10 protein-coding genes are annotated in these 14219 nt (G+C 64.6%); 6 read left to right on the plus strand and 4 right to left on the minus strand.

The window, feature by feature from the left end; all coding sequences use genetic code 11:
- Positions 1-270 precede the first annotated feature (270 nt).
- Positions 271-1365: an amidohydrolase family protein gene (locus GSQ89_RS11870; protein ID WP_158925318.1), complete on the minus strand. Its 1095-nt coding sequence runs from the start codon at positions 1363-1365 to the stop codon at positions 271-273.
- A 644-nt stretch (positions 1366-2009) separates the two neighbouring features.
- On the opposite strand from GSQ89_RS11870, the gene GSQ89_RS11875 reads away from it, so the two are divergent.
- From GSQ89_RS11875 to GSQ89_RS11895, 5 genes are all read left to right on the plus strand, one after another.
- Positions 2010-4487 carry a PAS-domain containing protein gene (locus GSQ89_RS11875; protein ID WP_158925320.1) on the plus strand — a complete coding sequence of 826 codons (2478 nt, stop codon included), beginning with the start codon at positions 2010-2012 and terminating at the stop codon, positions 4485-4487.
- A 97-nt stretch (positions 4488-4584) separates the two neighbouring features.
- Positions 4585-5637: a zinc-binding dehydrogenase gene (locus tag GSQ89_RS11880; RefSeq protein ID WP_158925322.1), complete on the plus strand. Its 1053-nt coding sequence runs from the start codon at positions 4585-4587 to the stop codon at positions 5635-5637.
- Positions 5637-6278 (plus strand): class II aldolase/adducin family protein, encoded by a 642-nt coding sequence (locus tag GSQ89_RS11885; protein ID WP_158925324.1) that lies wholly within the window; start codon positions 5637-5639, stop codon positions 6276-6278. Before GSQ89_RS11880 ends, GSQ89_RS11885 begins: the two co-directional genes overlap by 1 nt.
- A 64-nt stretch (positions 6279-6342) precedes the next feature.
- Positions 6343-7416 carry an acyltransferase gene (locus GSQ89_RS11890; protein WP_158925326.1) on the plus strand — a complete coding sequence of 358 codons (1074 nt, stop codon included), beginning with the start codon at positions 6343-6345 and terminating at the stop codon, positions 7414-7416.
- Positions 7417-7438: 22 nt separating this feature from the next.
- Positions 7439-8173, plus strand: a complete 735-nt coding sequence (locus GSQ89_RS11895) for an SDR family NAD(P)-dependent oxidoreductase (protein ID WP_158925328.1) — start codon at positions 7439-7441, stop codon at positions 8171-8173.
- A 241-nt stretch (positions 8174-8414) separates the two neighbouring features.
- On the opposite strand, the gene GSQ89_RS11900 is transcribed toward GSQ89_RS11895, so the two are convergent.
- The 3 genes from GSQ89_RS11900 to GSQ89_RS11910 are packed head-to-tail and all read right to left on the minus strand — an operon-like array spanning position 8415 to position 13101.
- Positions 8415-9470: a 2-oxoacid:ferredoxin oxidoreductase subunit beta gene (locus tag GSQ89_RS11900; RefSeq protein WP_158925330.1), complete on the minus strand. Its 1056-nt coding sequence runs from the start codon at positions 9468-9470 to the stop codon at positions 8415-8417.
- Positions 9467-11329 (minus strand): 2-oxoacid:acceptor oxidoreductase subunit alpha, encoded by a 1863-nt coding sequence (locus GSQ89_RS11905; protein WP_158925332.1) that lies wholly within the window; start codon positions 11327-11329, stop codon positions 9467-9469. The genes GSQ89_RS11900 and GSQ89_RS11905 overlap by 4 nt, the downstream gene beginning before the upstream one ends.
- A complete protein-coding gene (locus GSQ89_RS11910; RefSeq protein ID WP_158925334.1) occupies positions 11314-13101 on the minus strand; it encodes an FAD-dependent oxidoreductase in 1788 nt (595 codons plus the stop codon). Before GSQ89_RS11910 ends, GSQ89_RS11905 begins: the two co-directional genes overlap by 16 nt.
- Before the next feature lie 245 nt (positions 13102-13346).
- On the opposite strand from GSQ89_RS11910, the gene GSQ89_RS11915 reads away from it, so the two are divergent.
- Positions 13347-14072, plus strand: coding sequence for an enoyl-CoA hydratase/isomerase family protein (locus GSQ89_RS11915; RefSeq protein WP_158925336.1), 726 nt, complete (start codon positions 13347-13349; stop codon positions 14070-14072).
- Positions 14073-14219: the final 147 nt, after the last annotated feature.

Consider the following 14219-nt stretch of genomic DNA (forward strand, 5'->3'; position numbering starts at 1 on the left):
CCTTTGATTTCTGGGATTGCGACCATCCCAGGCACGGACTCGCACCGTGCTGACAAAGCGCCCTCACGGACGCACTCATGCCGATGAAGATCGGCATTCATGCCTTGTGCCTGGGCGAATGAAGGCGTGGATGGCGTGCCTTCGCACGCCATGACGGATTGCACGAGTGTGCCGTAGAAGCGATGACAACCGCCCTTTGGCGCGGCAGACATAACCATCGGATAAAGCTGCCGGTTACATCCGCCAGGCGCTGGTTTGATCGAAACGAAACTACACCTTCATGCCAAGGAGCTTCGCGGCGTTGTCGTGAAGGATGGCGGCTTTTTCGCGGTTGCTGAAGGACGGGGTGGCCATCACCGGGTCGACCGGATGCAGTTCCCAGATGTATGGATAGTCACTGCCGAGCATGATCTGGCTGGTGCCAACCTGGGCGGCGAGGTGGCGCAGGGCTTCGGGTGTGAACACAAGGGAATCGAAGTAAATCTGTTTCAGGTATTCGGTGGGTTGTTTCTTCAAGTGGACATTCGGATCGCACAAGGTGGGGGCGACCAGGCAGGCGTGGTCGGATCGTGGCGCGTACGACCCCAGGTAGCCGCCGCCATGCGCCGCCAGCACCTTCAGGCCGGGGAACTTGTCGAATGACCCGTCGAAGATCAGGTGCTGCAGGGCGATCGTGGTGCCCAGCGGGTTGCCGATGGTGTTGCCCAGCCAGCCGTTGCCTTTCCAGCGATCGTTCAGCTCCGGCAGGCCCTGGGGGTGGATGAACAGCACGGCGCCGAGTTCCTCGGCCTTGGCCCAGACGGGGTCGAATTTGGGGTTCGAGAATTCGTCGGCGCCGACACGGTCGCCGATCGCCGCACCTTTCAGGCCCTGCTTCTTCATCGCGGTTTCGAGTTGTTGCGCGGCGAGTGCCGGGTCCTGCATCGTCAGTGACGCGAAGGCGGCGAAACGGTCCGGCTTCGAAGCGACCAGTTCGGCCAGCTTGTCGTTCTGGATGGTGACGATTTTCTCGGCCAGGTCGCGGTCCGATCCGTACCAGAACGGGTTGATCGACAGCACCTCCATGTCGATGGCCTGGCTGTCCATCGCCTTCAGGCGGTCCTGGATGACGACGTAGGCCTCGGCGCTGTTCTTGATGGGGGGCGTGAGCGCCTTGGCGCCGGCCTCACCCATCAGGATGGTGGCGTCGTGGAACAGGCAATGCGAGTGGACGTCGATGGTTTTGACGCGTTTCCCGTCGATGGTGACGGGCAGGCGGGCGAGCTTGGGCTGCTGGGCGTGTGCGGCCCCGGGCAGGCCGCAGCCGCAGAAGACCATGCCGGCGGTCGCGGCTGCCTGTGTCAGGAAATGCCTGCGTGAATTCACTCTGTGTTTCCTCCCGGGGATGTCCGGCGTATTGCCGTGGCTTGACCCACTGAATCGTGGGTGTCGGGAGTGTTTCACAACTGGTGGTTGATGGGCAACCGTGTGGCGGGGCGACTGTGGCCGATGGCGGTGTTCGGCAATAACAGCTTCAGGTTTTTGGCTGGCCTGCCGGTGTTGAACAGGGCGGCCGATGCGGGGAGAGCACAAGATTCTAAACGCAAATGAACGCGAATAAGAAGGAATGCACGCAAATAAGCGCTGACCTCCGGAGGAACGATTTTGCACACCGAGGATTGGTGATGCGGATCGGCCCGCGCCGGATCGTCATGCGGGCGATTTGTTTCGTTTTATTTCGTTGTGTGTCCGTCAAGGTGATCGATCGTTTTTGGGCATCACTTTGACGGCGGCCCGGGTTGCTTACGGGGTCTGAGGCGGGGTACCGGTTCACCGTCGAGGCGGTCCGGCGGGAACGTGCGGCCTGCGGGTCGCGGGGCGGGCTGACGCCGCCCGCCGGCGTAGTGTTTTCGATGCGAATCGTCCGGGGGCACCCAGCTTCGCGCTATCACGGGAACCTTTGGTTGTGCTTAACCTATGACAAGCCGGTCGCCCCTTGACCGGCTGGTCAACACGGGCTGGGGGAGGCTTTGATTCACCGACTCGGTCAGCGTGCCAAGGCGTACGGGTGGCATCTGTCGTTGATTGGACTGTTCGTCGGCCTGCTGTGGGCTGGCATCGGATTCAGTCTCTGGCACGATCATCGGGCAGCGGAGCGGGAGGCGGCGAACGATACCGCGAATTTGGCGCGTACGTTCGACGAGGACATCACGCGTTCGGTCGAGGCGGTCGATCAGACCCTGCTGTTCACCCGCGAGGCCTATCGGCATGACCCTACCGGCTTCCTGGCGGGATCATGGGCCAACGTGCATGCCTTCCGGGACGACCTGCACGTGCAGATCTCGCTGGTGAACCGCGATGGGGACGTGGAGTGGTCCAACCTCGGTCCGGTTCCGGCCGGGATCAATATCGCCGATCGGCCGCATTTTCTGGCCATGAAGGCGAGTCGCGGGGACGAGCTTTCGATCAGCGCGCCGGTACTGGGCCGGGTGTCGAAGAAATGGTCGATCCAATTCAGCCGCAAGCTGCTGACGCCGGACGGGTCGTTTGGCGGAATGGCCGTGGTTTCGCTCGATCCGTCGTATCTGTCCCGCTTTTACCAATCGATATCCATCGGCGACGGGGCGATTCTTCTCGCCACCACTGACGGCACCATCCTGGTTCGCGCGCCGGGGCATTTGTCCCCCAACGACGATACCCTGCCGCCCGACACCAAGATCAGGCTGATGCACGGCACGACCATCGACGCCTACCGGACGGTCAGCAGCATCGACCATGTCGAGCGGATCTTCAGTTCCCGCCGGCTGGACCGCTATCCCCTGGTGGTGGCCGTCGGCCTGGCTACCAAGGACGTGTTCGCCGCGTATGACCGGAGCCAGCGCCTGTATATCGGCGTCGGGGCGGTGCTTTCCATCGTCTGCATCGCGGTGGGGATTGTCGTGATCCGGCAACGGCAGTCGCTGCTCCATTCCCGCCAGGCGCTGTCCGCGACGTTGGACAACATCTCCCAGGGCATCACGATGGTGCGGGCGGATGGCAGCATTCCGGTGCTGAACCGGCAGGCGATCCAACTGCTTGATCTGCCGCCGGATCTGCTGGCCCGGCGGCCGACGTTGCAACAGATTATCGACTGGCAGCATGCCAATCGCGAATTCGGTGAACCGGAGACCCGGGCGGCGCCGTTGGAGCGCGTGGTGCAGCACACCGGCGGGCCGTTCAGCGACTATACGTATGAGCGGACGCGGCCCAACGGGACGGTCCTGGAAGTTCGGACCCAATCGCTGCCCGATGGCGCCATGGTTCGCACGTTCACCGACGTAAGCGACCGCAAGCGCAATGAAGCGGCGCTGGTCGCGGCGCAGGCTCGGGCAGCCCATGCCGAACGGGTGCAGGCGCTGGGGCAATTGGCGGGTGGGATCGCGCACGACTTCAACAACATCCTGCAAGCGGTGCAAGGGGGCGCCACGCTGATCGAAAAGCGCGCCGGCGACCCCGTCAGCGTCCGGCGGTTTGCCGGTATGATCCTGGGGGCGACCGAACGGGGAATCTCCATCACCCGCCGGCTGTTGGCGTTCGCCCGCCGGGGGGAACTGCGGGCCGAACCGCTGGACTCGGCGGATCTGCTGACGGGACTGCGCGACGTCCTGAGCCACACACTGGGCAGTGGGATCGCGGTGGATGTGCTTGTGGCGGCCGGCCTGCCGCGGCTGCTGGCCGACAAGGGGCAGTTGGAGACCACGCTGGTCAACCTCGCGACCAACGCGCGGGATGCCATGCCGGACGGCGGCACGCTGACGTTCGCCGCCTCGGTCGATGTGGTGGCGGAGAACGTGCGTCATCCGGCCGACCTGGACGCGGGGCGGTATGTCCGGCTGTCGGTCGCCGATACCGGTTCGGGCATTCCCGAGCCGCTGCTGGCGCGGGTGCTGGAGCCGTTTTTTTCGACCAAGCCGGCGGGTCAGGGCACCGGCTTGGGACTGTCCATGGCCAAGGGATTCGCCGAACAGAGCGGCGGCGGACTGACGATCGACAGCGCGCCAGGGCGGGGCACGACGATCTGCCTGTGGTTTCCCGAGGCAACCCGGACGGATGTGGCGGACAAACCGGCCGAACCGTCCAAGGGCGCGCGGGACGAGGCCAGCAGGCGCGTCCTGCTGGTGGACGATGAGGCGATGGTGCGGGAAACGCTGGCGGCGTCGTTGGAGGATGCCGGCTACATCGTATCGACCGCGGCGGATGGTTCGCAGGCGTTGGACGTGCTGCTGTCCTCGACGGCGGTCGATATCCTGGTTACGGATTTGTCGATGCCGGGGATCGACGGATTGGCGGTGATCCAGAAGGCTCGGTGTCAGCGTCCGGGCTTGCCCGCGGTGCTGCTGACCGGTCATGCGGAGTCCGCGGCTGAGGGGACGGCAAGCGGTTCCTACACACTGATACGCAAGCCGGTGACCGGGCTGCAACTGGCGGCCGCGATCGAGGCGCTGCTGGTAGTTACGTTGACGGACTGACAGGGTTTGCCGCGGATGCGGCCGTGGGATTCGCCCGGGTTCCCCTGCCGGAAAATCGGGATAGACTGCCGGGAACGCGGAAAAACGGAGGAAGCCCATGCAAGGCGTTGTGTTTACCGGCGAACGGGGCCTGGAACTGATGAATTTCCCCGATCCCACGCCGGGTCCCGGCGAGGTGGTGGTGGAGATGAAGGCGTCCGGCATGTGCGGGTCGGACCTGCACCAGTATCGCCGGCCGAAGGGCGAGGCTCGAGCCGGGACCGGGTTGCCGGCCAATCCGAATCCGGTGATCGGCGGGCATGAGCCGTGTGGCGTGGTCGCGGCGGTCGGGCCGGATGTGCTGCCGACCGAGGCGAAGGTCGGCCAGCGGGTGATGGTGCATCACTACCAGGGCTGCACGCAGTGTGGGCATTGCCGGTCCGGCTGGCAGCAGCTTTGCCAGGAAGTGCCGGTGAAGGTGTATGGCAACAACGCGCATGGCGGGCACGCGAAGTATCTGCTGGTTCCGGCCAATACGCTGGTGCCGCTGCGGGATGAGCTGACGTTCACCGCGGGGGCGGCGATCGCCTGCGGGTCCGGCACCGCGTATGGGGCGCTGCGGCGGATGAACATCTCGGGCCGCGACACCATCGCGATCTTCGGGCAGGGGCCGGTCGGGCTGGCGGCGACTCAGTTCGCCAAGGCGATGGGTGCGAAGGTGATCGCGCTGGACATCAATGGGCAGCGGCTGGCTCGGGCGAAGGAATTCGGCGCGGATGAGGTGGTCAATCCGGGATCGAACGATCCGGTGGCGGCGATCAAGGACCTGACGGGCGGGCGGTATGCCGATTTGACGCTGGATACGTCGTCGAACGCGGAGGCTCGGTTGAACGCAATCCGCAGCACCAAGGTGTGGGGCACGATGTGCTTCGTGGGTGAGGGCGGCGACGTGCATATCGATGTCAGCCCGCACCTGTTGCGCCGGCAGATGACGCTGGTGGCGTCGTGGACGTTCTCCAACATCATCCAGGCGGAGTGCGCCGATTTCTGCGTCGAACGGAAAGTGGACGTGGACGCGCTGTTCACCAACCGGTGGACGCTGGACCAGGCGGATGAGGCGTACAAGCTGTTCGACAAGCAATCGGACGGCAAGGGCGTGTTCCTGATCTGATGCGTGACGACGTAGCCTGGCTGTACAAGGCCGCCGGTGCGCGCGGGCTGATCGTGGGCAGTTCGGGCAATGTCAGTGGGCGGACGCCGGAGGGGATGCTGATCACGCCCTCCGGCGGCGATCCGGAGACGGTGGTCGATCTGGTGCATGCGGCGCTGGACGGGACGGTGCTGGCGGGCGGTGTGCCGTCCAGCGAGTGGGCGATGCATGCGGCGGTCTATCGCGAATGTCCGGAGGCGGGGTTCGTGTTGCATGCGCATGCGGATGCTTGCACGGCGCTGGCCTGCCTGGGGTCGGGGCTGCCGGCGTTTCATTACATGGTCGTGCAGTTTGGTGGCGACGACGTGCGGTGTGCGCCGTATGTGACGTTCGGGACTCAGGCGCTGGCGGATCATGCGGCGGTGGCGATCCGCGGGCGGTCGGCGTGCCTGCTGGGCAATCACGGGATGATCGTTTGCGGAGCGACGGCGGCGAAAGCGCTGTCGGCGGCGGTGCTGCTGGAGACGTTGTGCCGGCAGTATTTGCTGGCGTTGTCGGCGGGGACGCCTCGGTTGCTGACGGCGCGGGAGATGGCGGATGCCCGGGAGCGGTTCAAGACGTATGGGCCGGCGGGACGCGGCTTGGATCATTCCGATCGCTAAAATTGGATTTTCCGCGTAGTTTGGGCCGAGCGTTCGCCGTGTGACGGCGCATCGGGAGTTTCGGATGGCCACCACGGGTTCGGTGCGACTGGGCTGGATAGAGGCATGCCGCGGTGTCGCTGCGACCGCGGTGGTGATTTATCATGTCGTGCGGCACTTCAATAAGAACGGCGGGTTGTCGCATCTGGCGAGCATGGTGCAGTTCGGCCATGCCGGCGTCGATCTGTTCTTCGTTATCAGCGGCTTTATTATCCTTTTCGTGCATTTTGGCGATATCGGCCAACCGGCGCGCATCGGGCGCTATGTCGAGCGGCGCCTGACGCGGATTCTGCCGGCCTACTGGGTCGCGGTCGCGTTGAGTGCGGCGATGATCGTTGCGGGCGGCCATGATTTGCCGCTGCGGGATGTTATTTGGGCGATCCTGCCGGTGCCGATCTTCGGCGAGCCTATCGTCGATGTCGCCTGGACGCTGCAATTCGAATTCGTGTTCTACGTGTTGTTTGCCGTGCTGATCCTGCATCGTAGGGCCGGCATCCTGGCGATGCTGGTTTGGTTGACCGTCATCGTCGTCAGCGCGGTGCGCGGGCCGGCGTTTCATATGCCGGGAGCGTTGTATGGCCTGTTCAGCGCGGAATTCTTTGCCGGCATGGCCGTGGCCTATCGGTTGCGCCAGGGTGCGATGCCTGGATACAGAGCCGCTCTCGCTGCCGGTATCGCGCTGTTTGCCTGCTTCGCTGTCGTCGAGGACCTGGGGTGGCTGAATGGCTACGGTTCGTTTGCCCGTATCGCCTATGGCCTTGCCTCGACGCTGGTGATCCTGGGTGCGGTGGAGGCGAGCCGCCAGAGTGTGGTCCGCGTGCCGTCCGTACTGCAGGTGCTGGGGGCCGCGTCCTATTCGATTTACCTGTTCCAGTTCGTCTTTATCGGGGTTGCCTGGCAGCTCTGGCTGGCGGCGGGGTTCGAAACGACGGTTTCACCGGGGATTGGCTGCGTCGTGTTCATCCTGGTGACGATCGGCGGGGGCATCCTGACGTCGCGGCTGGTGGAACATCCGCTCATGAACCTGATTCGGAATGGCATCCATGGCCGAGGCCGCCGGAAGATGGCTGGTGCCGTCCCGGCTGGGCCGGTGGCCTGATTTGTTGGGAGGATTGCAAGCCGTGACGCTCGACCTGACTGGGCGTGTTGCCCTTGTGACCGGTGCGTCCCGCGGGATCGGCGCTGCCGTGGCGCTGGCCTTGGCGGATGCCGGGGCGGATGTCGCCGTGAATTACCGCGAGCGGGCGGCGGAGGCGGACAGCGTGGCCGCCGCGGTGGTTGCGATGGGCCGGCGGGCGATCAGCGTGGCGGCGGATGTCTCGGATGGCGCCGCGGTGGCGGCGATGGCCGGGACTGTGGCGGAGCGGCTTGGCGGGATCGACATCCTGGTCAACAACGCCGGGATCGGGCTGGTGCGGGGGATCGACGACCTGACCGAGGCGGATTTCGACCGGACGATCGCGGTCAACCTGAAGTCGGTGTTCCTGTGTACCCAGGCGGTTCTGCCGCACATGCGGGGACAGGCGTGGGGGCGGATTGTCAACATATCCTCCGGCGCGGCTCGGGGGGCCGGCGGGGTGGGACCGCATTACAACGCCTCCAAGGCCGGGATGGAGGGGCTGACGCGGGGCTATGCGGCGCGCCTGGTCAAGCAGGGTATTACCGTCAATGCGGTGGCGCCGTCGTTGATCGAGACGGACATGGTCCGATCGGGTGTCGCCTCCAGTCCGGCCCGCATTCCGCTTGGTCGTTTCGGCACCAGTGAGGAAGTGGCGCAGGTCGTGCTGATGCTGATCGGTAATGGTTACATGACCGGGCAGACGGTCGCGCTGTCCGGTGGCATGGCGTTCAACTGATACCTGGCGGTTCCGGGTCTCGCGTTTGGGCAATTTTTAGTGGGGGCACGCCTGTTTGTGCCGGAAAAAGGCGTGGTTACCGGCATTCGCCGGTAAGACGAGGTTGGCCATCGGGGTTCACCGGAAGCCAGCGACGGGTGGCAGTCAGTGACGGGGCGATGGAACCGGTATCGCCTGCACCGAACGGCGAGGCGGCATCAAATGGGCGCCTGGTTGCGTTCGGTGCAATGCGAGGGCGGTGTTATCGCAGTCCGGCGTTGATCTTCGCCAGTGCTGACGATCCGGGGACCAGGGCATCTTCCTGTAAGGCGTTCAGGGGGGTGTCCGAGGTTTTCAGATGTCCGTGCAGGTCGCGGGGGTTGGGATCGACGTAGAGCAGGCCGGTCACGATCTCACCCACCGCGTGGCGCTCCTGCATATACGTCAGTGCGGACACGCGGTCGTGGAGGTCGTAATCGGTGTGCAGTTTCCGCAGCCGCAGCGTGGACCCGTCGTGCTGGGTCACCATCTCCACCGAACCGGGGGCGTAATCGACGGTGATTTCCTCGCGGCCGGTGATGACGTCGAGGTAGTTCATCGCCGCGTTGTGCTCGCGCACGTAGTCGAAGCTTTTGGTCGAGCCTTCGTGGTTGTTGAAGGCCACGCAAGGGGACAGGCAGTCGATGAAGGCGGCACCTTCGTGTTTCAGGGCGGCCTCGATCAGCGGGACGAGTTGGGCCTTGTCGCCGGAGAAGCTGCGGGCGACGAAGGTAGCGCCGAGTTGCAGCGCCATGCCGACGAGGTCGATGGCTTCGTCGCTGTTGACCACGCCGCGCTTGGATTTCGCGCCTTTGTCGGAGGTGGCGGAGAACTGGCCCTTGGTCAGCCCATACACGCCGTTGTTCTCGACGATGTAGACCATGTTGACGCCGCGGCGCATCGCGTGGGCGAATTGGCCGAGACCGATCGAGGCGCTGTCGCCGTCGCCGGAGACGCCAAGGTAGATCAGGTCCTTGTTGGCGAGGTTGGCGCCGGTCAGCACCGACGGCATGCGGCCATGCACGGAGTTGAAGCCGTGCGACGCGCCGAGGAAATAGGTCGGTGTCTTCGATGAGCAGCCGATCCCGGACAGTTTGGCGATGCGATGCGGCGGCAGTTCCAGCTCGAAGCAGGCGCGGACGATGGCGGCGCTGATCGAATCGTGGCCGCAGCCGGCGCACAGGGTGGAGATGGCGCCTTCGTAGTCTCGGCGGGTGTAGCCCAAGCTGTTCTTGTGCAGCTCCGGATGGTGCAGCTTCGGCTTGGCGAGAAAGGTCATTGTGCGGCCTTTTCGATATTGGCGGCGATGGCGCCGGCGATGAAACGGGCACTGATCGGGGTGCCGTCGTAGTGCACCACCTTGCCCAGTTTCTTGGGGTTGATTTCCAGTTCGTTGATCAGCAGCGAGCGCAACTGGCCGTCGCGGTTCTGCTCGACCACGAAGACGTGGTCATGCGCTTCGATGAAGGCCTCGACTTCCGGACCGAACGGGAAGCCGCGGACCCGTAGCAGGTCCAGGTGGATGCCTTGTTCCGCCAGCAGCGCGTCGGCCTCGGCGATCGCTGGGCTGGTGGAGCCGTAGTAGATCGCGCCCAGTTTGGTCGGGGCGTCGGCTTTCCGCTCAATGGCCGGCGGCACCAGGAAGCGGGCGGTGTGGTGCTTTTTCAGCAACCGCTCCATGTTCTCCTGGTAGTCGGCACCTTCCTCAGAATAGCGGGCCATGCTGTTCTTGGACGTGCCGCGGGTGAAGAACGCGCCTTTGGTCGGGTGGGTGCCGGGCAGGGTGCGATAGGCGATGCCGTCGTTGTCGACGTCGAGATAGCGGCCGAACAGCTTTCCTGACTCCAGGTCTTCGGCGGTCATGACCTTGCCGCGGTCCAGGCGGCGGGCGTCGTCCCACTCGAACGGTTTGGTCAGGCGGTCGTTCATGCCGATTTCGAGGTCGAGCATGACGAAGATCGGGGTTTGCAGGCGGTCGGCCAGATCGAAGGCCAGGGCGCCGAATTCGAAGCACTCATAGGGGTCTTCGGGGATCAGCAGCACGTGCTTGGTGTCGCCGTGGGAGGCGTAGGCGCAGGCAGTGATGTCGGTCTGCTGGGTGCGGGTGGGCATGCCGGTGGACGGGCCGGCGCGCTGCACGTCGAAGATCACGGCGGGGATTTCGGCGAAGTAGGCCAGGCCGATGAATTCCTGCATCAGCGAGATGCCCGGGCCGGACGTCGCGGTGAAGGCGCGCGACCCGTTCCAGGCGGCGCCGATGACCATGCCGATGGAGGCGAGTTCATCTTCGGCCTGGACGATGGCGTAGTTCTTCTTGCCGGTGGCCTTGTCGGTGCGCATCTGGCCGCAGTAGCGGATGAAGGCTTCGGCCAGAGACGAAGACGGGGTGATCGGATACCAGGCGCAGACGGTGGCACCGCCATAGACGGCACCGAGGGCGGCGGCGCTGTTGCCGTCGATGAAGATGCGATCGCCGACGGTGTTGGCGTGCTTCAGGGTCAGGCCGATCGGCCAGTCCAGGTTCTGCTTCACCCAGTCGCGGCCCATGTTCAGGGCCTGGACGTTGGCGGCGATCAGTTTGTCGCGGCCTTTGAACTGCTCGCTCAGCAGTTTCTCGATGACCGCCGGGTCCATCTCGATCAGGGCCGACAGGGCGCCCAGGCCGACGATGTTCTTGAACAACTGGCGTTGCCGAGAATCGGTGTAGGCCTTGTTGGTGATCTCGGTCAGCGGGACGCCGATGACGGTGATGTCGTTGCGGAATTTCTCCGGCGGCATCGGCTTGGTGTTGTCGTAGAACAGGTAGCCGCCGGGTTCGATGGACTTGACGTCCTGATCCCAGGTTTGCGGGTTCATCGCGATCATCAGGTCGGGACCGCCGCCGCGCGCGGCCAGGTGGCCGGCGTCGGAAATCCGCACCTCATACCAGGTGGGCAGGCCCTGGATGTTGGAGGGGAAAATGTTGCGTGGCGTCGCCGCGATGCCCATGCGCAAGACGGCCTTGGCGAACAGCGCGTTGGCGCTGGCCGATCCGGAGCCGTTGACGTTGGCGAATTTGACGACGAAGTCGTTGACGCGTTGAAGGCTCGTGTTGCCGTTGGCGCCCCCTTGGGCGACGCGGTCTATTTGCTGCAGCATGCGTTCTCCGCCTGGGCCACATTAATTAAGAAACGGTCCATATCCCACGCGCCGGTCGGGCAACGTTCGGCGCACAGCCCGCAATGCAGGCAGACGTCCTCATCCTTCGCCATGATCCGGCCGGTCTTCAGATGGCCGGACACGTACAGCGCCTGTTCCAGGTTGTGCGCCGGGGCCATCAGCCTTGTGCGCAACTCGGCTTCCTCACCATCTTCGGTGAAGGTGATGCAGTCGACCGGGCAGATATCGACGCAGGCGTCACACTCGATACACAAATTGTCGGTGAAGATCGTCTGCACGTCGCAGTTCAGGCAGCGTTGCGCCTCGGCGAAGGCAAGCTTGTCGTCGAAGCCGAGTTCCACCTCCGCCTTGATGTCCTTCAGCGCGATGGTCTTGTTCCGGTGCGGCACCTTGAAGCGCAGGTCTGGTGAAACAGGGTTGTCATAGCTCCACTCGTGGATGCCCATCTTCTGGCTGACCAGGGTCACCATCGGCGGCGGGCGGTCGTTGACGTCAGTGCCTTGGCAGAACTGGTGTATGGAGATCGCGGCCTGATGCCCGTGGGCGACCGCCCAGATGATGTTCTTCGGGCCGAATGCCGCGTCACCGCCGAGGAAGACCCGCGGTTCGGTTGATTGAAAGGTGGTTTCGTTCACCACCGGCATGTCCCATTCATTGAAGTCGATGCCGATGTCGCGCTCGATCCACGGGAAGGCGTTTTCCTGTCCCACGGCGACCAGCACGTCGTCGCATTCGAAAAAGTGGTCGGGTTCGCCCGTTGGGACCAGCTTGCGGCGGCCCCTGGCGTCATATTCCGCCTGCACTTTCTCGAACGTCATGCCGTAGAGCTTGCCGTCGTGGTGTTTGAATTCCTTGGGCACCAGGAAGTTCAGGATGGGGATGTCCTCACCGATCGCGTCTTCCTTTTCCCAGGGCGAGGCCTTCATTTCCTCGAACCCGGAGCGGACGATGACCTTCACGTCGTCGCCGCCGAGGCGGCGGGAGGACCGGCAGCAATCCATGGCGGTGTTGCCGCCACCCAGCACGATGACGCGACGACCGATCTTGGTGATATGGCCGAAGGAGACCGAGGACAGCCAGTCGATACCGATATGGATGTTGGCCGCGGCTTCCTGCCGGCCCGGCAGGTCGAGGTCGCGGCCGCGCGGTGCGCCGGAACCGATAAAGACAGCGTCATAATCCTCGTTCAGCAGGGATTTGAGGCTGTCGACGCGCTGGCCGAGGCGCATTTCGGGGCCCATGTCGGTGATGTAGCCGACTTCTTCGTCGATGACTTCCTCGGGCAGGCGGAATTTCGGGATCTGGCTGCGGATCATGCCGCCGGCCCGGGTGTCGCCGTCGTAGATCACCAGGTGATAGCCGAGGGGGGCGAGATCACGCGCGACGGTCAGGGAGGCGGGACCGGCGCCGACGAGCGCGATTTTCTTGCCGTTGCGGGTGGTCGGCGTTGGCGGCATCCGGTCGCTGACGTCGCCCTTGTAGTCGGCGGCGACGCGCTTCAGGCGGCAGATGGCGACGGGTTCTTCCTCGACGCGGCCGCGGCGGCACGCCGGCTCACACGGACGGTCGCAGGTGCGTCCCAAAATCCCCGGGAAAACGTTCGATTTCCAGTTGATCATGAAAGCGTCGGCGTAGCGCCCGGCGGCAATCAGGCGGATATATTCGGGGACGGGGGTATGGGCCGGACAGGCCCATTGGCAGTCGACCACTTTGTGGAAGTAGTCGGGATCCTTGATATCGGTCGCCTGCAAGTCGGACTCCTGTTCCTCCAGTTCGGCCGAGTCACTTGCCGTGACCCTTGACCGAACCTGCCGGGGCTTCTGCCGCCCAGGTAGGCTATTCGTCAAGGTGACACTAGGTCCAATCCGTGTTGGCGGCAATCGGGTTCGATCGGGCGGGTTCGATCGGGCGGGTTCGATCGGGCCGGCGGCCTCGGGCTTGACGCCGGACGGGAGGGCACGGTGTCCTGTGGCGGCAAGCGAGGGGGAAACGCGCCATGGATGAAGTGCTGCTGACGGAACAACGGGGCGCGGTGCGCGTGCTGACGCTGAACCGGCCGACCAAACTGAATGCGCTGAACGCCGACCTGGTGCATGCGCTGACCGACGCGCTGCTGGCCGCGCAGGACGACGATGCGGTGTCGGTGGTGATCCTGGCCGGAGCGGGACGGGCGTTCTGCGCCGGCGCCGATACCTCGACGCCGCGGCCGCTGACGGCGGCGACGCGCCCTGCCCTGTTGAAGCACGGCGACAAGAACATCGCGCTGACCAAGCTGCTGGCCAGGGTGGACAAGCCGATCATCGCGGCGGTGCACGGCTATGCGCTGGGGGCCGGCTGTGGGCTGGCGCTGGGCAGCGATCTGTGCGTGGCGGCCGAGAGCGCTCGGTTCGGTTATCCGGAGCTGAAGGCGGGGCTGACGGCGTCGACCGTGACCGCGCAGGCGGTGCATCTGATGGGCCGCAAGATCGCGTTCGAGTTGCTGACCCTGTGCGAGAACATGCTGCCGCAGCGGGCCTATGAACTGGGCATGGTCAACCGCGTCGTGCCGGATGACAGGCTGATGGCGGAAGCGATGGCGATGGCGGAGAAACTCGCAGGTTGGAACCCGGCGTTTCTGTCGCAGACCAAGCGCATCTTTCACAGAGCTGTGTCGATGGCGCCGGAACAGGGGCTGGAGATGGCTCGGGATATCGCGGTGATGATGGGGCGCCTGCCGACGTAGGCGTTCTCGGGGGGCCGTTCGGCAAAGGCCCCAATCAACAGTTCGGGACGGGCAATGACCGAGCCAAACCGATGGCCGCGGCGGTCGTTGTCCATACGTCCGGCGTGACAGCCGGAGAACCGACCTGAAGGAGACGCCTTATGAAAG

The sequence above is a fragment of the Acidisphaera sp. S103 genome, assembly GCF_009765975.1.
Lineage (GTDB): Bacteria > Pseudomonadota > Alphaproteobacteria > Acetobacterales > Acetobacteraceae > Rhodopila.